General features: G+C 59.7%; 18 protein-coding genes and 2 tRNA genes. 9 read left to right on the plus strand and 11 right to left on the minus strand.

The genetic code is table 11. The features are described from left to right. Window positions 1–2: 2 nt before the first annotated feature. Entirely contained in the window at window positions 3–1,013 is a 1,011-nt protein-coding gene (locus SM766_RS00780; protein ID WP_065270268.1) for a branched-chain amino acid ABC transporter permease, read from the plus strand. Continuing rightward, complete coding sequence (locus SM766_RS00785; RefSeq protein WP_368946587.1) at window positions 1,010–2,335, plus strand: branched-chain amino acid ABC transporter permease; 1,326 nt, start codon at window positions 1,010–1,012, stop codon at window positions 2,333–2,335. The genes SM766_RS00780 and SM766_RS00785 overlap by 4 nt, the downstream gene beginning before the upstream one ends. 70 nt (window positions 2,336–2,405) lie before the next feature. On the opposite strand, the gene SM766_RS00790 is transcribed toward SM766_RS00785, so the two are convergent. Further along, on the minus strand, window positions 2,406–3,953 hold the full coding sequence (locus SM766_RS00790; protein WP_368946588.1) for a helicase HerA-like domain-containing protein: 1,548 nt from the start codon (window positions 3,951–3,953) through the stop codon (window positions 2,406–2,408). 544 nt (window positions 3,954–4,497) lie between these two features. On the opposite strand from SM766_RS00790, the gene SM766_RS00795 reads away from it, so the two are divergent. Then, on the plus strand, window positions 4,498–5,112 hold the full coding sequence (locus SM766_RS00795) for an invasion associated locus B family protein (protein ID WP_274828105.1): 615 nt from the start codon (window positions 4,498–4,500) through the stop codon (window positions 5,110–5,112). Between the two features lie 104 nt (window positions 5,113–5,216). Here the strand turns inward: SM766_RS00795 and SM766_RS00800 are convergent, their stop codons facing one another. The 4 genes from SM766_RS00800 to SM766_RS00815 are packed head-to-tail and all read right to left on the minus strand — an operon-like array spanning window position 5,217 to window position 9,502. Beyond that, complete coding sequence (locus SM766_RS00800) at window positions 5,217–6,425, minus strand: beta-ketoacyl-[acyl-carrier-protein] synthase family protein (protein ID WP_368946589.1); 1,209 nt, start codon at window positions 6,423–6,425, stop codon at window positions 5,217–5,219. Between the two features lie 29 nt (window positions 6,426–6,454). Then, a complete protein-coding gene (locus tag SM766_RS00805) occupies window positions 6,455–6,712 on the minus strand; it encodes an acyl carrier protein (RefSeq protein WP_065270263.1) in 258 nt (85 codons plus the stop codon). A gap of 48 nt (window positions 6,713–6,760) precedes the next feature. After that, on the minus strand, window positions 6,761–7,834 hold the full coding sequence (gene lpxD / locus SM766_RS00810; protein ID WP_368946590.1) for a UDP-3-O-(3-hydroxymyristoyl)glucosamine N-acyltransferase: 1,074 nt from the start codon (window positions 7,832–7,834) through the stop codon (window positions 6,761–6,763). Between the two features lie 42 nt (window positions 7,835–7,876). Next, window positions 7,877–9,502, minus strand: a complete 1,626-nt coding sequence (locus SM766_RS00815) for a L,D-transpeptidase family protein (RefSeq protein WP_368946591.1) — start codon at window positions 9,500–9,502, stop codon at window positions 7,877–7,879. A 362-nt stretch (window positions 9,503–9,864) separates the two neighbouring features. Here SM766_RS00815 and mepK point away from each other — a divergent pair, with 362 nt between their 5' ends. Continuing rightward, window positions 9,865–10,434, plus strand: a complete 570-nt coding sequence (gene mepK, locus SM766_RS00820; RefSeq protein ID WP_065270260.1) for a peptidoglycan L,D-endopeptidase MepK — start codon at window positions 9,865–9,867, stop codon at window positions 10,432–10,434. A gap of 239 nt (window positions 10,435–10,673) precedes the next feature. On the opposite strand, the gene SM766_RS00825 is transcribed toward mepK, so the two are convergent. Then, a tRNA-Arg gene (locus tag SM766_RS00825) sits at window positions 10,674–10,750 on the minus strand. Window positions 10,751–10,943: 193 nt separating this feature from the next. Here SM766_RS00825 and SM766_RS00830 point away from each other — a divergent pair. Further along, window positions 10,944–11,017, plus strand: a tRNA-Gly gene (locus tag SM766_RS00830). Window positions 11,018–11,148: 131 nt separating this feature from the next. After that, window positions 11,149–11,628 (plus strand): acyl-CoA thioesterase, encoded by a 480-nt coding sequence (locus tag SM766_RS00835; protein ID WP_368946592.1) that lies wholly within the window; start codon window positions 11,149–11,151, stop codon window positions 11,626–11,628. Between the two features lie 9 nt (window positions 11,629–11,637). Here the strand turns inward: SM766_RS00835 and pgl are convergent, their stop codons facing one another. Both pgl and zwf read right to left on the minus strand, forming a co-directional pair. Beyond that, complete coding sequence (pgl, locus tag SM766_RS00840) at window positions 11,638–12,309, minus strand: 6-phosphogluconolactonase (RefSeq protein ID WP_065270258.1); 672 nt, start codon at window positions 12,307–12,309, stop codon at window positions 11,638–11,640. Further along, window positions 12,306–13,781, minus strand: coding sequence for a glucose-6-phosphate dehydrogenase (zwf, locus tag SM766_RS00845; RefSeq protein ID WP_368946593.1), 1,476 nt, complete (start codon window positions 13,779–13,781; stop codon window positions 12,306–12,308). The genes pgl and zwf overlap by 4 nt, the downstream gene beginning before the upstream one ends. A gap of 145 nt (window positions 13,782–13,926) precedes the next feature. On the opposite strand from zwf, the gene SM766_RS00850 reads away from it, so the two are divergent. Beyond that, on the plus strand, window positions 13,927–14,880 hold the full coding sequence (locus tag SM766_RS00850; RefSeq protein WP_368946594.1) for a radical SAM protein: 954 nt from the start codon (window positions 13,927–13,929) through the stop codon (window positions 14,878–14,880). A 28-nt stretch (window positions 14,881–14,908) separates the two neighbouring features. Here SM766_RS00850 and SM766_RS00855 read toward each other — a convergent pair whose 3' ends face one another. Further along, window positions 14,909–15,178: an usg protein gene (locus tag SM766_RS00855; RefSeq protein ID WP_065270255.1), complete on the minus strand. Its 270-nt coding sequence runs from the start codon at window positions 15,176–15,178 to the stop codon at window positions 14,909–14,911. A gap of 196 nt (window positions 15,179–15,374) precedes the next feature. Between SM766_RS00855 and gyrA the strand changes: the two genes are divergently transcribed. Beyond that, window positions 15,375–18,128, plus strand: a complete 2,754-nt coding sequence (gene gyrA / locus SM766_RS00860) for a DNA gyrase subunit A (protein WP_490363338.1) — start codon at window positions 15,375–15,377, stop codon at window positions 18,126–18,128. Between the two features lie 126 nt (window positions 18,129–18,254). Then, window positions 18,255–18,605, plus strand: a complete 351-nt coding sequence (locus SM766_RS00865) for a DUF6614 family protein (RefSeq protein WP_065270254.1) — start codon at window positions 18,255–18,257, stop codon at window positions 18,603–18,605. A gap of 69 nt (window positions 18,606–18,674) precedes the next feature. On the opposite strand, the gene SM766_RS00870 is transcribed toward SM766_RS00865, so the two are convergent. Beyond that, entirely contained in the window at window positions 18,675–20,144 is a 1,470-nt protein-coding gene (locus SM766_RS00870; RefSeq protein ID WP_368946595.1) for a carboxypeptidase M32, read from the minus strand. 4 nt (window positions 20,145–20,148) lie between these two features. After that, the gene (ctaA, locus tag SM766_RS00875; RefSeq protein WP_274828097.1) at window positions 20,149–21,297 is read right to left on the minus strand and encodes a heme A synthase; all 1,149 of its coding nucleotides are present in this window, start codon (window positions 21,295–21,297) and stop codon (window positions 20,149–20,151) included. Window positions 21,298–21,354: the final 57 nt, after the last annotated feature.

Here is a 21,354-nt window from a genome sequence, read left to right on the forward strand (position 1 = left end):
GCATGGAACTTCTCAACGCCCTTGTGGCATTCACGAACTTCGTTGGCGTACCCGCCATCGCCTATGGCAGTCAGCTCGCCATTGGCGCGCTGGGGGTGACGCTGGTTTACTCCGTCCTGCGGTTCTCGAACTTTGCACATGGCGACACCATGGCATTCGGGACCATGGTGACGATCCTGTTCACCTGGTGGTTCCAGTCGATGGGCATCAGTTTTGGCCCGCTGCCCACCGCCCTGCTCGCGCTGCCCTTTGGTATCGTGCTGACCATGGGCCTGATGCTGGTCACCGACCGCACCGTCTACCGCTTCTACCGCGAGCAGAAGGCGAAACCGGTTGTCTTCGTCATGGTCTCGCTTGGTGTCATGTTCATGATGAACGGCATCGTCCGCTTCATCATCGGCCCCGGCGACCAGCGGTTCGCCGATGGGGAGCGTTTCATCATCAAGGCACGTGCCTTCAAGAAGATGACCGGTCTGGACGAGGGCCTCGCCATCAAGACCAGCCAAGGCATCACCGTGATCACCGCCGTGATCGTCGTGGCGCTGCTGTTCTGGTTCCTCAACAAGACGCGCACCGGCAAAAGCATGCGCGCCTATTCCGATAACGAGGATCTGGCGCTTCTGTCCGGCATCAACCCGGAGCGGGTGGTGATGTACACTTGGCTCATCGTGGCCACGCTCGCGACCATTGCAGGGGTTCTTTATGGCCTTGATAAGTCATTCAAACCCTTCACTTATTTCCAGCTGCTGCTGCCGATCTTTGCCTCTGCCATCGTCGGTGGTCTTGGCAGCCCGATCGGTGCCATCGCGGGTGGCTTCATCATCGCCTTCTCCGAGGTGACGATCACCTATGCCTGGAAAAAGGTCGCAACCTACGTGCTGCCGGAAAGCATGGCGCCTGACGGGCTGATGCAGCTTCTCAGCACGGATTACAAATTCGCGGTTTCCTTCGCGATCCTGATCATCGTCCTGTTGTTCAAACCCACGGGCATCTTCAAAGGAAAATCGGTATGAGCGATACAGTGAAACACACGCTGCTGTTCGTCTTTGTCGGCGTTCTGATCCTGCTGGAAGGCTCTACCACCTTCCTCAACGTCTTCTCCGGCTCGTGGAACTCGGCCCTTGTGATCCTCAACATGGGGCTGATCTCGGCCATCATGGCGCTGGGGGTGAACCTGCAATGGGGTTTTGCCGGTCTGTTCAACGTCGGCATCATGGGTTTTACCGCGCTTGGCGGTCTGGCTGTGGTGCTGGTCTCTACCGCGCCCACACCGGGGGCCTTCACCGCTGGTGGTATGGGTATCCTGATGGCGCTGGTGATGGGCGCGCTGACAGTCGTCGGCGCGGTTGCCGTCTACCGGTTCATGGCGCCGGGCATCGCCCGCACCCTGACCCTGCTGGCAGTGCTGATCGTCGGCTTCTTCGTCTACCGCGCGCTGTTTGACCCCTCGGTCGAGGCGGTCGAGGCGATCAACCCCGCGCTGGAAGGCAATATCGGTGGTCTTGGCCTGCCGGTGCTGCTGGCCTGGCCTGCCGGTGGCCTGCTGGCCGCCGGGGCGGCCTGGCTGATTGGTAAGACGGCCCTGGGTCTGCGTTCTGACTATCTGGCGATTGCCACGCTTGGCATTGCGGAAATCATCATCGCGGTCCTGAAGAACGAAGACTGGCTGTCCCGCGGCGTCAAGAACGTCGTCGGCCTGCCCCGCCCGGTGCCTTACGAGGTGGATTTGCAGAACGATCCCGCCTTTGTGGAGCGCGCGGCGAGCTGGGGTCTGGATGCGGTCGAAGGCTCCACCATCTTTGTGAAGCTGGGCTATTCCGTGCTCTTCACCGTGGTGCTGCTGGCGCTTTTGTGGATGGCTCAGATGGCGCTCAAAAGCCCCTGGGGCCGGATGATGCGCGCGATCCGCGACAATGAGGTCGCAGCCGAAGCCATGGGTAAGGACGTCACCCGCCGTCACTTGCAGATCTTCGTACTGGGCTCGGCCATCTGCGGCATTGCCGGCGCGATGATGACCACGCTCGACAGTCAGTTGACGCCGGGCACCTATAACCCGCTGCGCTTTACCTTCCTGATCTGGGTGATGGTGATCGTTGGTGGCTCCGGCAACAACTTTGGCGCGGTTCTGGGCGGCATGCTGATCTGGTTCTTCTGGATCAAGGTGGAGCCGATGGGTATCGAGCTGATCAAGCTGATCACCGCCGGGATGGCCGATGGCAACTGGCTGAAGGATCACCTGATGGAAAGCGCATCGCACATGCGGCTCTTCACCATGGGCCTGATTCTGCTGCTGGTGCTGAGGTTCAGTCCACGCGGATTGATACCTGAGAAATAAGCCTGAAGACAAAAAGCGCCGCCCCGAAGATCCGGGGCGGCGTTTTCTATTGGTAAAGGAGCTAGCCGGGTCAGCGCCCTTTGAACAACCCGCCCAGGATCCCGCGCACGATGCGGCGGCCGGTGGTGCCTTTCAACTCTTTGATCACTGCTTCGGAGAGGGCCGAACCAAAGGTTTCCTTGGGCCTGCCATAGCTACGCGAGGTCGATCGGCTGACGCGGCTGCCCGAATAGCGCCGCGCGGCGTTGAACTCTCGCGCCATCGGCTCTGGCGCCGCTTCGGCCTGCTCCTCGGCCACCTCGGCTTCGGTGGCGGCCTCTGCTGCCCGCTGTGCCAGGATTTCATAGGCTGAATGACGATCCAGCGTCTGGTCGTATTTCCCGGCCATTCCCGACGCTTGCAGGGCGGCCTTGCGCTCCTCATCCGTTATTGGTCCCAGTTGGGACGAGGGCGGCCGGATCAGGGTGCGTTCCACCACGCCGGGCACGCCCTTCTTTTGTAGCATGGATGTCACCGCCTCCCCGACGCCAACCTCGCGAATTGCGTCCTCGGTCGAAAAGCGCGGGTTTTCCCGGTAGGTTTCAGCCGCCAGTTTCAGGTTTTTGCGATCCCGCGCGGTAAAGGCGCGCAGGGCGTGCTGGATCCGGTTGCCGAGCTGACCAAGGATATCCTCAGGCACATCGGCGGGGTTCTGGGTAATGAAATAGATCCCCACGCCCTTGGACCGGATAAGGCGCGCCACCTGCTCTACCTTGTCGATCAGCGCCTTGGGGGCGTCGTCGAACAGTAGATGCGCCTCATCAAAGAAGAACACCAGCCGGGGTTTGTCGGGATCGCCCACCTCGGGCAGCTCTTCAAACAATTCGCTCAGCAGCCACAACAGGAAAGTGGCATAAAGCCCTGGTGCGGCCATCAGCTTGTCCGCGGCCAGAATGTTGATCACGCCGCGCCCCTCTGCATCGCAGCGCATCAGGTCCGACAGTTCCAGCGCCGGTTCGCCAAAGAACTGCCCGCCGCCCTGATTTTCCAGCACCAGCAATCGCCGCTGAATGGCCCCGATCGAGGCGGTCGAGACATTGCCATAGCGCAAGGACAGATCGGCCCGGTTCTCCCCCGTCCAGACCAACAGCGCCTGAAGGTCCTTCAGATCCAGCAGCGGCAGACCTTCTTCATCCGCAAGGCGGAAGGCGATGTTCAGTATGCCTTCCTGTGCTTCGCTGAGCTCCAAAAGCCTCGACAGTAGCAACGGCCCCATTTCGGCCACGGTGGTTCGCACCGGGTGGCCCTGCTGGCCGTAAAGGTCCCAGAAGGTCACCGGGCAGGCGTGATAGTGATAGGTGTCAAATCCGATGGTCTGCGCCCGGCTGGTAAAGGCCTCGTGCAGCTTGTGGCTCACCGTTCCGCTTTTGGCGAGGCCCGAAAGGTCGCCTTTGACATCGGCAAGGATGACGGGAACGCCTGCGTTGGAAAAACTCTCGGCCAGGATCTGCAGCGTCACGGTCTTGCCAGTGCCAGTGGCGCCCGCGATCAGCCCATGTCGGTTGGCGTATTTCAGGGCCATCTCCTGCGGGATGCCATAACCCTCGCCGCCGCCGCCCAGGAAGATCTTGTCGCTCATGCCTGTTTCCTACTCGCCTGCGTTCGAGGATGCGGTGGCTGCGAACCCCGATGTTCCGGCCCCGCTGATCGTCATCCGAACGCCCACACAGTTAATTAACCTTTATACTGAATACTTAGAACTGCCCGCCCACGCAAATACGGATGTGAGGGCGGTCATTTCCTCCCTGTCAGACTGGCCGTGCCACCGAGCACGGCCTTTTTTTGTGCACCGACAGGTGATGGATACCCTCAAAATCATGGTTAAAAGTTCGCAAATCGGTCAAACCCCTTTCAGGGGTGCCTTGCTGTAATTTTTTTGTCATTCCATGTTGACCACAGGCCGGGGCTTTCGTAACGTCCCTACCAATAACTAAGTCGGCCAGTCCGACGGGGAGAAAAAAACAAAAGGGAACCCGTTAGGTTCCCTTTTTTCTTTGTTTCCAAAATCTTCGCTCTGATCATCCTGCCGTGCATTTCCCCGCCGATAGGCCGATAATGACCTGACACCACATGTGCATCGTGCTAGATCCCGTATCGGACGTCCTGACATAAAAGAGGCACTCATGATCAAGTCCCTGACACCGATCGCCCTGGCTGCGATGATCGCAACAACTGCGCCTTTGCATGCGCAGGAAACGCAGAACTCCGGCGGCGAGACGGCTGCGCCCTCTGCGGATCAAATGCTGGACCTGGGGCAGCCCGTCGATGACGGCACTCCGGCGATTGGGGATCGCTATGCAAAAGAAACCCACGGCGACTGGGATCTGGCTTGCATCAAGACCGAAACAGAAACCGACCCCTGTTCGCTGCTACAGATCCTGACTGCGCCTGATGGCAACCCGATGGCCGAGGTTTCGCTGTTCCGCATCGATCAGACCGGCGGACAGGCTGTTGCTGGGGCAACCGTAATCGTACCGCTGGAAACGCTGCTGCCTGCGGCCCTGACCATTTCGGTCGATGGCGCCCCGAGCAAGCGCTACAACTATTCGTTCTGCAACCCACTGGGCTGCGTGGCGCAGATCGGCTTTACCCAAGGCGATATCGACGCCTTCAAAAAGGGTACCGAGGCCACCCTGTCCCTGCGCCCTGCCCCGGCGCCGGACCAGCTGATCGAACTGAAAATGTCGCTGAAAGGGTTCACCGCCGGCTATAATGTCGTCGACGTGGTCTCCCAATAAGCTGAAATTTCACGCTCCCGCCATCCGGTGGGCGTGATCAGACAACGATAAAAGCCACCGCAGCGACTGCTGACGGTGGCTTTTCTTTTCGAGCAGCGCTCCGTTCAGATCTTTTTCAGCGCCAGAACCGCGTTCAATCCACCAAAGGCAAAGGCGTTGCTCAGCGCCACATCCACCTTTGCCTCGCGCGCCTCATTGGGCACCACATCCAGAGCGCATTCCGGGTCTGGTTCCTCATAGCCGATGGTGGGGGCAATCACCCCATCGCGCACGGCCATGATACAGGCCAGAAGTTCGACCGCACCGGTGCCGCCGATCAGGTGACCATGCATGGATTTTGTCGAGGAGATCATCAGCCGGTCCGCGTGCGGACCAAAGACATCCGCCACCGCGGCGCATTCGGTTTTGTCATTCGCTGCAGTGCCGGTCCCATGGGCATTGATATAGCCAACGCTTTCAGGCACCACTCCGGCATCCTGCAGGGCGCCAGCGATTGCGCGGGCCGCGCCCTGTTTGCTCGGCATGACGATATCCGCCGCGTCCGAGGACATGGCGTAGCCCACCACCTCGCAGAGGATCTCCGCACCGCGAGCGCGGGCGTGTTCGTAGTCTTCAAAGACAAACACGCCGGCGCCTTCACCCTGCACCATGCCGTTGCGGTTGGCGCTGAATGGGCGGCAGGCATCCCGGGACATGACCCGCAACCCTTCCCAGGCCTTGACCCCGCCAAAGCACAGCATCGATTCCGATCCGCCTGTGACCATCGCAGGCGCCATGCCGCTGCGCACCATCTGAAACGCCTGGGCCATCGCATGATTGGAGGAGGCGCAGGCGGTGGAAACGGTGAAACTCGGCCCTTTGAGGTTGAATTCCATCGACACATGGCTGGCGGCTGCGTTGTTCATCAGCTTCGGCACCACGAAGGGATGGACGCGGTTCTTACCGTCCTCATAGACCGAGCGGTAATTGTCATCCCACGTTGATACGCCGCCGCCGGCGGTGCCCAGAACCACACCGGATTTCGCGGAGAGATCGCCGTGGAATTCGATTCCGGACTGGGCAATCGCCTCTTTGGCGGCGGTCAGAGTGAACTGGGTGAACCGGTCATAAAGGCTCATCTGTTGCCGGTTAAAGCGGCCTTCGGCCTCAAAGCCCCTGACTTGGCCACCGATCTGAATCGACAGACGCTCCACATCGCGAAACTCCAGCGCGCCGATGCCACAACGCCCCTCGCGCATCGCCTCCATGGTGGCGGATACAGAATGGCCAAGAGCGTTGATGGTGCCGGCGCCGGTGATTACTACGCGTCTCATTCAGATCATCCTTGATCCCGAGGCAGGCCTCACTGCTTTGCAGCCGTCAGCTTTTCGATACCCGCGATGATGGCCGCAACATTGGTGATATCGAAATCACTCTCTTCCGGCGCATTGGCATTGAACGGAATGGTGATGTCGAACTCTTCCTCGATAGCAAAGATGCTTTCAACGAGGCCGAGACTATCAATGCCCAGATCCTCAAGCGTGCTGTCGAGTGTCACATCAGACGGTTCCAGGACTGCCTGCTCTGCGATGATTTCGATTACCTTGTCCTTGATGCTCATACCGGGTCCTTGATCCTTAAGGCTGGCGCAGATGTAATCTCTGTGCCGTTATTTTAAAACTGCCTTTTTCAGCACTTCGATATCGCGCATCAGTCGGGGCAGCCTGCGTTGTGCCTTATAGACCTCGGTATGTGTCTCCATTTTGACAGCGGGATAGCCCATCATCACACGGCCTGCGGGCACGTTCGAAAGGATCTTTGTCCCGCCGCCGGCAATCACTCCGTCGCCGATAAAGATATTATCGACCACGCCGCATTGCCCACCAAGAACCACGTTGTTGCCGATATCAACCGAGCCGGAGGTGCCGGTCTGTCCGCACAGGAGGCAATCGCGCCCAACCCGGGTGTTGTGGCCAACGTGTACAAGGTTGTCGAGCTTTGTGCCGTCGCCGATCACCGTGTCGCGGATGGTGCCGTTGTCGACGGTGCAATTGGCGCCCACTTCTACATCGTCGCCGATGGTGACCGAGCCAAGGGAGTGAATGCGCAGCCAGCTTTGGGGTTTGGCATCGCCCTGATCACCCAGCGTCTTGCGCACGGTTTCCGCGCCTGACACCTCGGGCGTTACATAGGAAAACCCATCGCCACCGATGCGCGCGCCGGGCTGGGCCCGGAACCGCTCCCCAATTGTGACGCGGGCGCCGATGGAGACCATCTCGCGCAGCTGTGCTCCGTTCCCCATCGTGACATCTACGCCGATATGGCACTGCGGACCGATGATGGAATTGTCTCCGATTTTAGCCCTCGCACCAATCACACAGAAGGGGCCGACGCTGACACCCTCTCCCAGCTCCGCGCTGGGATCAATGACGGCTGAGGGGTGAATGCCGGAGCCAAAGCCCTGGCCCGGATCCATCATACTGGTGAGACCGGCCATGGCCATACGCGGCCGGGCTGCGAAAATAGCCGCCTTCAAGCCCATGGACTGCCAGTCGGCGCCTTCCCAGAGCATGGCAACCTGGGCTGCGCCCTCGGCCAGCGCCTCGGCATATTTCGGGGAGGTTGCAAGCGCCAGATCGCCGGGACCTGCGTCTTGCGGTTCGGCCGTACGCGCCACTTCGATAGAAACATCGCCTTCGCAGGCAGCACCTAATGCATCAGCAATCTGACGGACAGTATACATATGGGGCCCTTCCTCACGTCTGTTGAAGACGGGCCCCGGAGATCAGCCCTGCACGCCCGGCAAGGCGACCCCTGCCCGCTGCAAGGCGTCCCATACCTTGGCGTCGCGTCCATAGACATCCCGCCGGAACTCGGCCCGTCCTTTGCCCGAGACATAAGCCGTCCGGTAGATAATGTGAACAGGCACCTTCTGTTCCAGCTCCACTTTGGTTTCTTTTCCGGAGCTTAGGATCCGCTGAAAGAATGCCTTGGGATCTTCGGTCTGCCGCGCCAGCAGCGCATAAGCAAACTCAAAGGGCTGCGCCAGGCGGATACAGCCGTGAGAGAAGGCCCGGACTTCGCGGCTGAACAGGCTCTTTTGCGGCGTGTCGTGCAGGTAGATGTTGTATTTGTTTGGGAACATGAACTTCACCAGCCCCAGCGCATTGCTGCGGCTCGGCGGCTGGCGCATCGAGTATGGAAAGTTGCTTCTGGTGTACTGAGAGAAGTCCGCTGAGTTGCGGTCGACGACACGGCCCTGACGGTCGGTAATCAGAATGTGACGGACTGCATTCGGGTTGTTGCGCAGTTTCGGCAGGTATTCCTTGGTAATGATCGAGCGCGGCACGTGCCAGCTCGGGTTGATGATCATGTGTTCCATGACATCCGAGAATTCCGGCGACCTGCGGTCGTGCTGGTTCTTGCCGATCACGGACCGGGTTTCAAAGGTCACGTCGCCACGGTCGACGATCTTGGCGGTGAAATCGGTCTGGTTCACCAGGATATGACGCTCACCGCGTTCGGGTGACAGCCAGCGCTCCCGCTCCATCGCCACCACCACGGATTTCAGCCGTTCGGTAACCGGTTTGTTGAGCTCGGCAATGGTGCCGTCCCCGGCAACGCCGTCGACCTCTAGCCCATGGTCCGACTGGAACTTCTGTACCGCCTGTTCCACATCCATATCAAACGCGGCGGTGGCGCTGCGGGGCAGATATCCCATGGCTACCAGCCGGTCGCGCAGCGCGATCACAGCAGGTCCGGTGTCACCCGGCTCAAGCTTGCCCTTCGGAACCGTGGTGCCCCAGCCGCCTTTGGCGACCAGCTGCTCAAGACGGAATTTCTCCCGCAGCAAGGCGCGGTATTGCGGCGAAGCGGGCACCAGCGAGCGCATATAGGCCATCGGCTGATTGTCCCGGATGCCTTCCAGATAGGTCACCGGATCGGTGGTATGTTTCTTGCGAACGATCCCGTCGTCGATCGAGCCGGGATCGAGAAGGCCGGTCTGCAGGTCAGTGGCATAATTCACGTAAGCCGTGCTCAGCGCCGCTTCGATCTGCCCCAGATCGCGGGCCGACCGTGCATTGCGCATCTGCTCCTTCAGCGACGCCGCCAGGGCAGACTGGTCCGGCAACCCGTGGGCCGAGGCCTCTTCCAGCGCACGCAGTAGCGCGGCCCGGCGCTGCATCGATTCTTCGCCCGGCGCCGTCCAGATCGGAGTGTAAGCGGATTCGCGGTAGAATTTGGCAACTGCGGCTTCGCCCGCTGCGAACTCAGCAACCGATTGCTTGAAGGCCGTGACCTGCGCCGAGGCACCACTAGGCGCAAAGGCGACTGTGGCACCGAGTAGGGCCAGAGCGAAAACGCCGGACCGGACCTGCGGCAGAACGCTGCTATAAAGTGCTGTTTTCATTGACGCGCGACCCCCTGATGACGATGCCATTAAATCTTCCCTCTACTACATGAATCTTTAGTAAAAAGAAGCAAGACGCAGCCCCCATTTACACATCGTAAACCAATAGTTGAGAGCCTATTTTCGGCGGTTCTCGAACTTGTGACCAGTGATTTTGGTGCTTTTTGATGGGGAAATCTTAACGGAACGTCCCCTTTTGCGCAAAAAATTGCCGAAAATCCGAAGAAAACAGGGATGAGACCAATCGAAACTTGGATCGTGATTCTCCCTGTGTCATAGAAGTCACGTGCCGGGAAATACGGCAGGCCCGTAACATCGGGCATCGGCAGGACACACAAATCGTTCGGGATGGTGCGGTAAACATGGCAGAAACATCGAACTCGGGGCTCACCCGTCGGGCCCTTCTGGGTGCATTTGCGGCAACAGCAGTAACCGCAGCCCCAACATTCTCCAATGCAGCAGGCTTTTTGCGTGGTGGCGGCGATATCCGCCGCATCCGCATGTACTCGGGCCGCACCGGTGAACGGCTGGACATGGTCTACTGGATCGAAGGCAAGTACATCAAAGACGCAGTGCGCGAGATCAATCACTTCATGCGCGACTGGCGCACCGACGACGTAAAAGAGATCGACCTGCGCACAATCGATATCATGGCCGCCTCTCATAACCTGCTGGAAGTAAACGAACCGTATATGATGCTTTCGGGATATCGCAGCCCGAAGACCAACGCCATGCTGCGCAGCCGTTCGCGTGGCGTTGCCAAGAACTCTCTTCACATGCGCGGACAGGCCGCAGACCTGCGCCTTGCGTCTCGCTCGGTTACGCAGATGGCGAAAGCGGCCAAGGCTTGCCGTGCCGGCGGTGTTGGCACCTATTATCGCTCCAACTTTGTTCACATGGACTGCGGCGTCGTCCGTGACTGGCGCGGCTGATACGGAAACCCGACCAGGCGTTCTATAGAAGCCCGGTCCGCATGTCGTCATTCAGGCGTTCTGCATTACACCAATACGAACCACTAATGTCCGGTGTGCCCCGATGGGTGCGCCGGATTTTTGCTTCTGCTGCAGCTGGAATTTGCTTCTGCTGCAGCTGGAATTGGCGTCGAAATAACAATACAGCCCAAATCCGAATTGGTCCGGACACTGGTTCGAGAGATTAGTTCGGGGAGAAGTGGCGCACCTGATAGGATTCGAACCTATGGCCTCTGCCTTCGGAGGGCAGCGCTCTATCCAGCTGAGCTACAGGTGCCTGATGTGGAGCCGTATACCTTCCGTTCCATGACGCTGCAATGGCAAAATTGCCTCTGGATTCTTTTGTTTGCGGACCGCCAGCCCTGTGCCGGGAGTACTGCGGTCCCGCTCGGCGCTGGATTTGCAAAATCCGCCATCCACAGCGAAATCAACTTGAAGCGCCCACGGCGCGGTGCTACCCAAATCCCACTGCGGGTGTAGCTCAATGGTAGAGCATTTGCTTCCCAAGCAAGTGACGAGGGTTCGATTCCCTTCACCCGCTCCAAATCTCCCTTCCCATTTTGAATGACACAACCTCGCGACGCTTGGACTGATGTTTTCGCGGCTGTCGCGGTCAAGACGATGTGCCGGAGGGTTTTTGTTGAAACTTCAAATACCGCGCCTTAGTCCAACGGGATGACACTCCTTTACCTTACCCCGCTCGATGCAGAGACTCAGTTGGCTCAGGGGATCGACCGCCCCTGCCCCGTTGCCATTGCCGATAAGGTTCGCTTTTCCGAACTCGACCTTTTGAACCATGTGAACAACAAGGCCTACCTGGGCTGGTTCGAAGCCACCCGCGTCACCTATTTCGATACACATTGCGCCAGACATTTCTCCGGCGGGCCGATGCCGCGCACGGTGATGCGCAATTCCAACGTGCACTACCTCAAGGAAATGCTGCTTGGCGAAAGCTACATCTCCACCGCACGGGTGCTGTCCTTCCGCAACACGTCATATGTGATGGAGCAGCAGATCTGGTCTGGCGACCTGCGCACCCGGCTTGAAGCCGTGATGGTTCTGCGTACCGCCGATGGCAGCGCGGGACAGCCGATTCCGGACAGTTTGAAACAGCAATTTCTGGATCTCGATGGCGCCACCGACCTCAGCCAATAAGGCTGAGGCTTAAGGTGCCCAATGCACTTGAGTGCCTGACAAAATGGCCTGAACCGGGGCTTCTTCGGGCGGCAGCGATATCGCCCGATCCAGCGCCTTGCGTTTGGCCTCACCAAAGATCACCAGATGTTTCGCCATCGCTCCGTTTAACACCGGCGCTGTCAGACTGATGCGGCCTTCAGGTTGGCTGTCCGGGCGCATCACTGCCAAAGTCGGCGCCGAGCCGGCCAGCGCCGCCTCAAGCCCCTTCACCCCCGGAAACAAGGAGGCCGTGTGCATGTCTTCGCCCATCCCCAGAAGCGCCACTGAAATCGGTAATTCCGGGGAAACTAGGGATTCGACCTCGGCCAACACATCTTCGGGGGCGCGGTCGGGAACGTAGAATGGCAAAAAACGCGCGGCGGCAGCGGGGCCTGTCATCAGCCGCTCGCGGATCATTCGCGCATTGGAGCGGTCACTGTCGGAGGGCACCCAGCGTTCATCCGTCGCCATCACCCGGACCCGCTCCCAGTCGATTGACGCTGCGCAGAGATCATCAAAGATAGGCGCGGGCGTGCTGCCGCCTGCCACCGCAAGCGAGGCGGTGTCGTGATGTAGCAGATGTGTTTCCAGATCCCCGGCAATGCGCTGCGCAACCTCTATCGCCAGCATTTCCTGATCTGGATATTCATTGAATTTCATGGATTTATTCCTCTCCATTCACGTCCATCACGGCGCATCAGCAAGTCCGCATCGCCGGGCCCAGTGCTGCCCATGTCATAGGGTTTTGGCACATCCCCGCGCGCCTGCCAGCCCGCGATGATCGGGTCGGTCCAAGCCCAGGCGGCGGTCACCTCGTCCCCGCGCATGAACAACGTCTGGTTACCCCGGATCATATCGGTGATCAGACGCTCGTAAGCGTCCGGGGGATTTTTGCCATCCGCCCCGAGGGCCGTGGCAAAGCTCATATCCAGCGGAACGTCAACCAGCCGCATGCCGCCCGGACCCGGCTCCTTGATGGTCACGCTCAGTGTGATGCCTTCGTTGGGTTGCAGGCGGATCTTCAGATGGTTGGCGTGACGGCCGGCCTCCTCGCCGAATATCGAGTGCGGCGCGTCCTTGAACAGCACGTTGATCACCGAAGACCGTGCCACCAGCCGTTTCCCGGTGCGCAGGTAAAACGGTGTGCCCGCCCATCGCCAATTGCTGATATGGGTCTTGAGCGCGATATAGCTTTCGGTGCTGGAGCGCGGATTTCCGACGGTTTCCCGGTAGGTTAGGTCGGGTCCTTCACCCCCGGCAGCCGCGTTATACTGCCCCCGGACGATGTGGTAAGGCTCCACCGGATCCAGCGCCCGGATCACCTTCACTTTTTCATCGCGCACCGCGTCGGGGTCAAATTTTGCAGGTGGTTCCATCGCGATCAGGCACAGAAGCTGCATCAGGTGGTTCTGCATCATGTCGCGCATTGCGCCGGCGCGGTCGTAATACTCCTCGCGCCCGGCAACCCCGACGGTTTCCGCCACGGTGATCTGGATATGATCGACGTATTGGCTGTTCCATAGGGGTTCGAACAGCATATTGCCGAACCGGATCGCCATCAGGTTCTGCACCGTTTCCTTGCCCAGATAATGATCGATCCGGTAAATCTGGTTCTCGGTGAAATGCGCGGCCAGTGTCGCGTTCAGCGCTTTGGCAGACTGCAGATCGTGTCCAAAGGGTTTTTCCACCACGATCCGGCTGTCTTCATCCGACAATCCGTGCCGGTGCAGACGTTCGGCCAACGGTCCGAACAGGCCCGGCCCCACCGAGAAGTAGAAGACTCGGATCGGCCGTGGCTCAACTTCGGCCAGTTGCGCGGCCAGCGGCTCCCAACCGCGATCCTCGCGGGCATCCAGCGACACATAAGTGACACGGCGCAGAAACTCCGGGATTCCCGCAGTGCCTGGCCCGTGTTCATTCAGCGTTGCCTTAATCCCCTCCGCCACCAGCCGCCGGTAGTCTTCGGTGCTGATATCGGCCCGGGCGGCACCGATGATGCGGACTTCCTCGGGAAAATGGCCACCACAAAACCGCCGGTAAAGCGCCGGCAGGATTTTGCGCTGCGCCAGATCGCCAGTACCGCCAAAGATCACCAGGTCGAAGGGATCGACCGGAATCACGCGTGGAGCCATTGTTCATTCCATTTCGCTGTGACCGGATGCCCAAGGCAGAGGCGAAACAACTTCACATCCCTGTCAGGCGGCCTCCGGCGGCTTTCACTTTGGGGGCAGTATAGGGTAGCCTTGTCGGAAAGGAACGGCCCATGAGGACATCCCCGTGAAAGATCTGCCTAACCCCAACGCAAACCTAGGTAAATTTCAAGACAGCCTGGTGACAGCCGACGGCAGCACCCGGGCGTCCGTGGCCTTGTCGAACCCGGAAACCCTATGGTTCAACACCGGAACGCTTTGCAATATTGAATGCGCGAACTGCTATATCCTCAGCTCGCCCCGCAATGATGCCCTTGTCTACCTCACCGCAGCCGAGGTCGAGGTTTATCTGGATCAACTCGAAGAGCGGAACTGGCGGGTACGTGAAATCGCCTTTACCGGCGGCGAGCCCTTCATGAACCCCGAGATGTGCGCCATGGCAGGCGCCGCGCTGGAGCGGGGGTATGAAGTGCTGATCCTCACCAACGCCATGCGGCCAATGATGCGCAAGACCGTGCGGCAGGATCTGCTGGTGCTGAATGAAAAACACCCGGGCAAGATGACGCTGCGCATCTCGCTGGACCACCACTCCGCAGATATTCACGACACCGAGCGCGGCGAAGGCAGCTATGCCAAAACGCTGGAAGGTATGGCCTGGCTGCGGGACAACGGGTTCCAGATGGCGGTTGCCGGCCGCATCACCTTTGCCGAAAGCGAGTCGGAAGCGCGCCAAGGTTTTGCCGATCTGTTTGCCGCGCAGGGGTTTGATATCGATTCCGCCAACCCCGGTCAGACGGTGCTGTTCCCTGAGATGGACGAGGCGGTGGAAGTACCCGAAATTACAACCGCTTGCTGGGGCATCTTAAACAAGGCGCCAGAGGATGTGATGTGCGCCTCTTCTCGTATGGTGGTCAAACGCAAGGGTGCCGAAAAACCGGCAGTTCTGGCCTGTACCCTGCTGCCCTATGCACCGGAATTCGAGCTTGGCACCACCTTGGCCGAGGCAGAGAAGCCGGTATCCCTGAACCACCCCCATTGCGCCAAGTTCTGCGTCTTGGGCGGGGCCAGCTGTTCGGCCTGACCTCCATTCATGGCCCGGCACCTGCTGTTTAGTGGATCTTGAATTCGCCCTTCACGTGCCGCCATTCCCCGGCGCCAATCATCTTGCGGTGGGTAAAGCGGACCGAATGCAGCGGTCCCTCGATCTCGCGCTGCCAGAATTCGATGAACTGAAACATCCGATCATGGTCTGGAGCCAGATCGTACTCCTGCCACAGAAATGTATTCAGAACATGAGGATGGTCCGGCATGTGATAAATGAATTCGGCCGTGGTCAGCCCATAGCCCTTGAGCATCAGTTCCGTTTCGCTGATCTCCATTTGTGGTCTCCTGCAACGAAGCCCCCCGTGAAATCCTAGCCACGGATTGGTTAACAGTTTTGAAACCACGCTGCCTGCTCCGCGCGCGGTCGGGCGGCGTGCCGGTCTGCCCATCAGCCAGCTTGCGCCCCATATGGGGTGTCTGATAGGGTGTCCTGACACAATAGAGACCCATAATACAGAACGGGCAGCAAACGTGAGCGATACGCCGGATACTCCTGAAAACATGGACGAAACACCGCCCCAAGGGCCGGTATACGAGGGGCCGACGGTCTCAATTGAATCCGAGATGCGCACGTCCTATCTGGACTATGCCATGTCGGTCATCGTCAGCCGGGCCATTCCCGACCTGCGCGACGGGCTGAAACCCGTTCACCGCCGGATTCTTTATGCGATGCATGAGACCGGTAATACCCACGACAAATCCTATCGCAAATCGGCCCGTCCGGTCGGCGACGTGATGGGTAAATACCACCCGCACGGCGACAGCGCGATCTATGACGCCTTGGTGCGCATGGCGCAGGACTTCTCGATGTCGCTGCCGCTTTTGGATGGTCAGGGCAACTTTGGCTCGATGGACGGCGATAACCCCGCCGCCATGCGTTACACCGAAGTGCGCATGGACAAGCCTTCGGCCTTTATGCTGGCGGATATCGACAAGGATACCGTCGATTTCCAGGACAACTACGATGGCAAGGACCAGGAACCGACGGTTCTGCCCGCGCGTTTCCCCAACATGCTGGTCAACGGCGCTGGCGGTATCGCGGTCGGCATGGCCACCAATATCCCGCCGCACAATCTGGGCGAAGTTGTTGATGCGACCCTGGCCCTGATCGACGAGCCGGATCTGACCAGCGAGCAGCTGATCGATTATGTGCCCGGCCCCGACTTCCCGACTGGCGGCGTGTTGCTGGGCCGCTCCGGCGCGCGCAAGGCCTATCTTGAGGGACGCGGAAGCGTCATCATCCGCGCCAAGACCCGGGTCGAGGAGATCCGCAAGGATCGCTACGCCATTATCGTGGATGAAATTCCCTATCAGGTGAACAAGGCCTCGATGATCGAAAAGATCGCCGAACAGGTGCGCGACAAAAAGATCGAAGGCGTTTCCCACGTTCAGGATGAATCCGACCGCAACGGTGTGCGCGTGGTGGTTGAGCTGAAGCGTGACGCCACTGCCGAGGTGGTGCTCAACCAGCTTTATCGGTTCACGCCGATGCAGACGCATTTCGGCTGCAACATGCTGGCGCTTAACGGTGGCAGACCCGAGCAGCTGACCCTGCGCCGGTTCCTGACCTCCTTTATCGATTTCCGCGAAGATGTGGTCGCACGTCGGACCGCTTATCTGCTGCGCAAGGCGCGGGAACGCAGCCATATCCTTTGTGGTCTGGCGGTTGCCGTTACCAATATCGACGAGATCGTCACGACGATCCGCCAATCCGCGGATGCGGCCGAAGCGCGTGAAAAGCTGATGACCCGCCGCTGGCCGGCGCAGCCGATCCTGGAATATATCGCGCTGATCGATGATCCGACCCATACCGCGAACGAAGACGGGACCTACAACCTGTCAGAAACCCAGGCCCGCGCCATTCTGGAACTGCGCCTGCAGCGCCTGACCCAGATCGGGGTCAAGGAAGTCACCGACGAGTTGGAAGAACTGGCCTCCAAGATCAAGGAATACCTTGAGATTCTGGGCTCGCGTGACCGGATCATGGGCATCATCGCTGACGAGCTGCGCGAGGTTCGCGAGAATTTCGCCGTGCCGCGCCGCACCGAAATCGTTGATTGGTCCGGTGATATGGACGATGAGGACCTGATCGAGCGCGAGGACATGGTGGTCACCGTGACCTCTGGCGGCTACATCAAACGCACCCCGCTGGTCGATTTCCGCGCTCAGAAACGCGGCGGCAAGGGGTTGTCGGGGATGCAGACCAAGGAAGAGGATGTTGTCACCACCCTCTTTGTTGCGAATACCCATACACAGCTGTTGTTCTTCACCACGGATGGCATGGTCTACAAGCTGAAGACCTGGCGCTTGCCGCAGGGCGGACGCACCTCGAAAGGCAAGGCGATCGTCAACATCCTGCCGATCCCGACAGGCGTCTCCATCGCGGCCATCATGCCGGTCGACCGGGCCGAGGACGAATGGGACGATCTGCAGATCATGTTCGCGACATCTGCTGGAACTGTGCGGCGTAACCGTTTGTCAGATTTCACAAATGTCATGCGCAACGGTAAGATTGCGATGAAGTTCGAGGACGATCACGCGGACACCAAACTGATCAATGCTCGGATCTGCTCCGAAGATGACGACATCATGCTGGTCACCAACACCGGCCGCGCGATCCGCTTCCCCTCGACCGAGGTCCGGGTGTTCAACAGCCGCAATTCCGTTGGTGTACGCGGGATCAAGCTGAATGAAGGCGACGAGGTCGTATCGATGTCGGTGATCCGCCATTCGAAATACACGCCCGAACAGCGGACGGCGTATCTTAAGATGCGCCGGGCCATGGCCGGGATCGCAGATGACGCGGAACCCTCGGATGAGGATAGCGTGGCAGATCCCAACTTCTCGACCGAGCTTTATGCAGAAATGTCAGCGGCCGAAAACCTGATCCTCACCATTACCAAGGGCGGTCAGGGTAAGCTGAGCTCCAGCCACGATTACCCGGTTCGGGGCCGTGGCGGTATGGGCGTTACCGCCATGGACAAGGCGATGCGCGGCGGCGAACTTGTGGCGTCTTTCCCGGTTGAGGTTGAAGACCAGATCATGCTGGCGACCTCTAAGGGTCAATCGATCCGGGTGCCGGTGGATGGAATTTCCTTCCGGTCCCGCTCGGCCGGCGGCGTCCGTGTCTTCAACACTGGCAAGGGTGAAGAGGTGGTTTCGGTCGCCTGGATTGCCGACAGCGGTGACGATGATGAGGCTGAGGTTGAGGGCGGCGAAGCCTGACGCCCACTCCCCAAACCAAAGCAACAAAAGACGCCGTCCCGGCCCGGGGCGGCGTTTCGTTTTTACCGATGGGTAAACAATTTCTGCCATGCTGATGGGAAACATTTGCGTGGGAGGAGCCACCCGATGAACATGTACCACTGCTACATCGACCTTCATCACGAAGCCAAAGCGCTCGCGTTTTCCAGCGCCGTCGATCAATGGATGTCCTACCTGCAAGAACGCAAGGTGATCAACGGCTGGCGCCTGCTGCGTCGCAAGCTGAACCTTGCCAGCGATTCCTGCCGTGATTTCCTGCTTGAGATCGAATTCGAGAACATGACCCAGCTGGACCAGGCCTTTCGGGTGTTGGGTGAAAAAGACGAAGAGATTGAAAAACTCTACGCGAATGTCTCTGCGTTGATCGCAAATTCCGACTTTGGGCTCTACCGGCCATTTCCGGATCCGGAACGGGCGGAGCGCATGGCTCTGGTCTGATTCCGCTGTAGTTTATACAAAAAGGCCGGGCACAGCGCCCGGCCTTTTCTGTTGTTCCCGCCAGGCGGCTTACAGATCGTAGAGCGCGCCGAATTTCTGTTCGAGATAGTTCATGAGCGGCGCGTGGTCCGGCTCCATTCCCGCCGCATGGGCGATGGTATCCCGCGGGCTGCGCAAGCCACCGTGCTGCTGCAACTTCTCGCCCAGCCAGCCGGTTGCGGCCGAAGTATCGCCTTGCGCCAGATCCGTATCCAGCTGCGGCACATCCCGGCGCAGCGCCTCGTGCAGGCAGCCGGCGTAGACATTGCCCAGCGAATAAGTCGGGAAATAACCAAAGAGACCAACCGACCAATGCACGTCCTGCAGACAACCGTTTGAAGGCTTGTCGACGGCATAGCCAAAATCGGCCTCAAACCGGTCATTCCAGGCCGCCTCTAGGTCCGCAACCTCCAGATCGCCTTGCATCAATGCCCGTTCGAGATCGAAACGGAGCATGATGTGCAGGTTATATTGCAGCTCATCTGCTTCGGTCCGGATATAACCGTTATGAACCTTGTTGACCGCCGCGTAGAAGGCATCGGCATCGGACACGCCAATGTCGTCAAAGCTGTCCCGCATCTGTTCGAACAACCATCCAGTAAAGGCGCGGCTGCGGCCGATCTGGTTTTCATAAATCCGGCTCTGGCTTTCGTGCACGCCCATCGACACACCGCGCCCCAGCGGCGTCAGCAGGTAATCGCGGCTGATGTTCTGCTCATAGGCGCCGTGGCCAACCTCGTGAATGGTCGAATAGAAGCAGTTGAACGGATCTGTTTCGCTGGTCCGGGTGGTAATCCGCACATCCAGCCCTGAGCCAGAGCTGAACGGGTGCACCGCCTTATCGACCCGGCCATGCGCCATGTCATATCCAAAGGTGCGCGCCAACGTGCGCGCCAGCTGCATCTGGGCTTTTTCATCAAACCGCCCCGACAGGCCCTGCGGCGCTGGCTTATCCAGAACCCGGGCGCGCAGGTCCACCAGACCGGGACGCATCGCATCAAAGATTTTTGCGATTTCAGAAGAGGTTGTGCCGTGTTCGTAATCCGCGACCAGCGCATCATACAGATCACCACCCGCCGCCAGTGCCTGACCTTCCTCACGCTTCAGTGCGACCACTTCCTCCAGCACAGGCAGGAAGGCCGCCACGTCTTCATTGGCGCGGGCCTCGGCCCATTTTCCCTGCGCTTCTGAGGTGACCTGTGCCAGTTTCTTGGCCAGATCCGCGGGCACCTTGATGGTACGGTCGTAGCTGCGGCGGATTTCGCGCAGATGCGCAGCGCCCACCTCATCCGGGGCTTCGGCCTGCTCCAGCCATTCCGCCACCTGCGGCGCGCTGCGGCGGGCGTGCAGCACGGATTCGATCGCGGCCATCTCCGCGCCGCGCTGCCCGGTGGCCCCGCGCGGCATCATGGTTTCCTGATCCCAGCCCAGACGGCCAGCGATCTGCCCCAAAGCCTGCGTGTCACGCTCATAGGCCATCAGCTGTTCAAATGCGGTCATATTCTCAATGGTCCTTGATGGAAGTTGCAATCGGATAGCCTGCCAGGAAGCGGGCGCGCAGGATCAGGACCCACAGAACCACAGCCATCAGCTGGTGCAGGATCGCTGCCTGCCAGGGCGCAGCGTAAAGAACGGTGATCACACCAAGGGCAATCTGTACGATCAAACCTGCAAAGACGGCGTTGAAGGCGAACCGGGTCGCGCCATGGGCACTGGCGCGGCCGCGCAGCCAGACAACCACCCCAAAGGCAAACAGAAGATAGCCACAGATCCGGTGAACAAACTGCACCAAGCCTGGGTTTTCAAAGAAGTTCTTCCACATCGGCTCGATCATCAACGGATTGGGCGGGATCACCTGTCCGCCCATCAGCGGCCAATCGGTATAGGACCGCCCAGCGTCAATGCCTGCCACCAGTGCGCCCAGCAGGATTTGCAGGAACGCAAAGTGCAAGAGCCCGGTCGAGAGGCCGAAGATCTTTGCTTCCTTGGCCCGGCGCGCCTGCATCAGGTCCCGTTCCTGCCGCCCCAGAAGGAAGCCATACCAGGCGATCAGCCCGAGGATGACAAAGGCCAGGCCAAGGTGCGTCGCCAGCCGATAGGAGGCAACCGAGGTCATGCCCTCGCCCTGGGTTACGCCCGAGGAGACCATCCACCAGCCGATTGCACCCTGAGCCCCGCCCAAAGCCCCCGGCAGGATCAGCCGCCCGGTCCAGCCGGTCGGGATCTTGCGGGCCAGCAGAAAGCCAAAAAAGCCAACCGCCCAGACCAGCCCGATGACACGGCCCAGTTGGCGATGGCCCCATTCCCACCAGTAGATCGATTTGAAATCAGCAAGCTCCATCCACTGGTTATGGATCTGCCACTGGTCGATCTGCTTGTATTTGTCGAACTCCTGCTGCCATTCTGCCTCGTTCATCGGCGGAATGGCCCCGGTGACGGGGCGCCATTCGGTGATCGACAGGCCGGAATCGGTCAGACGGGTCAACCCGCCGACCACGATCATCGCCACCACCAGCGCAAACAGCACAAAGAGCCAGGCCCGGATCGCCTTGCGGGCGCCGCCCCGGCCCCGGTCGATCATGCCGGTTGCGGCGGTCTGCGGCTTGGCCTCGGGTTCACTGACCTCTTGGAAGATACTGCGCTTGCTGCTCATGCTCGTCCCTCTTCGGTTTCGCGGTGAAGCTAGGGTTGGCGGTCCGGATCGTCCAGT

The sequence above is a fragment of the Pseudophaeobacter sp. A-200-2 genome (assembly GCF_041008815.1).
Lineage (GTDB): Bacteria > Pseudomonadota > Alphaproteobacteria > Rhodobacterales > Rhodobacteraceae > Phycobacter > Phycobacter gallaeciensis_A.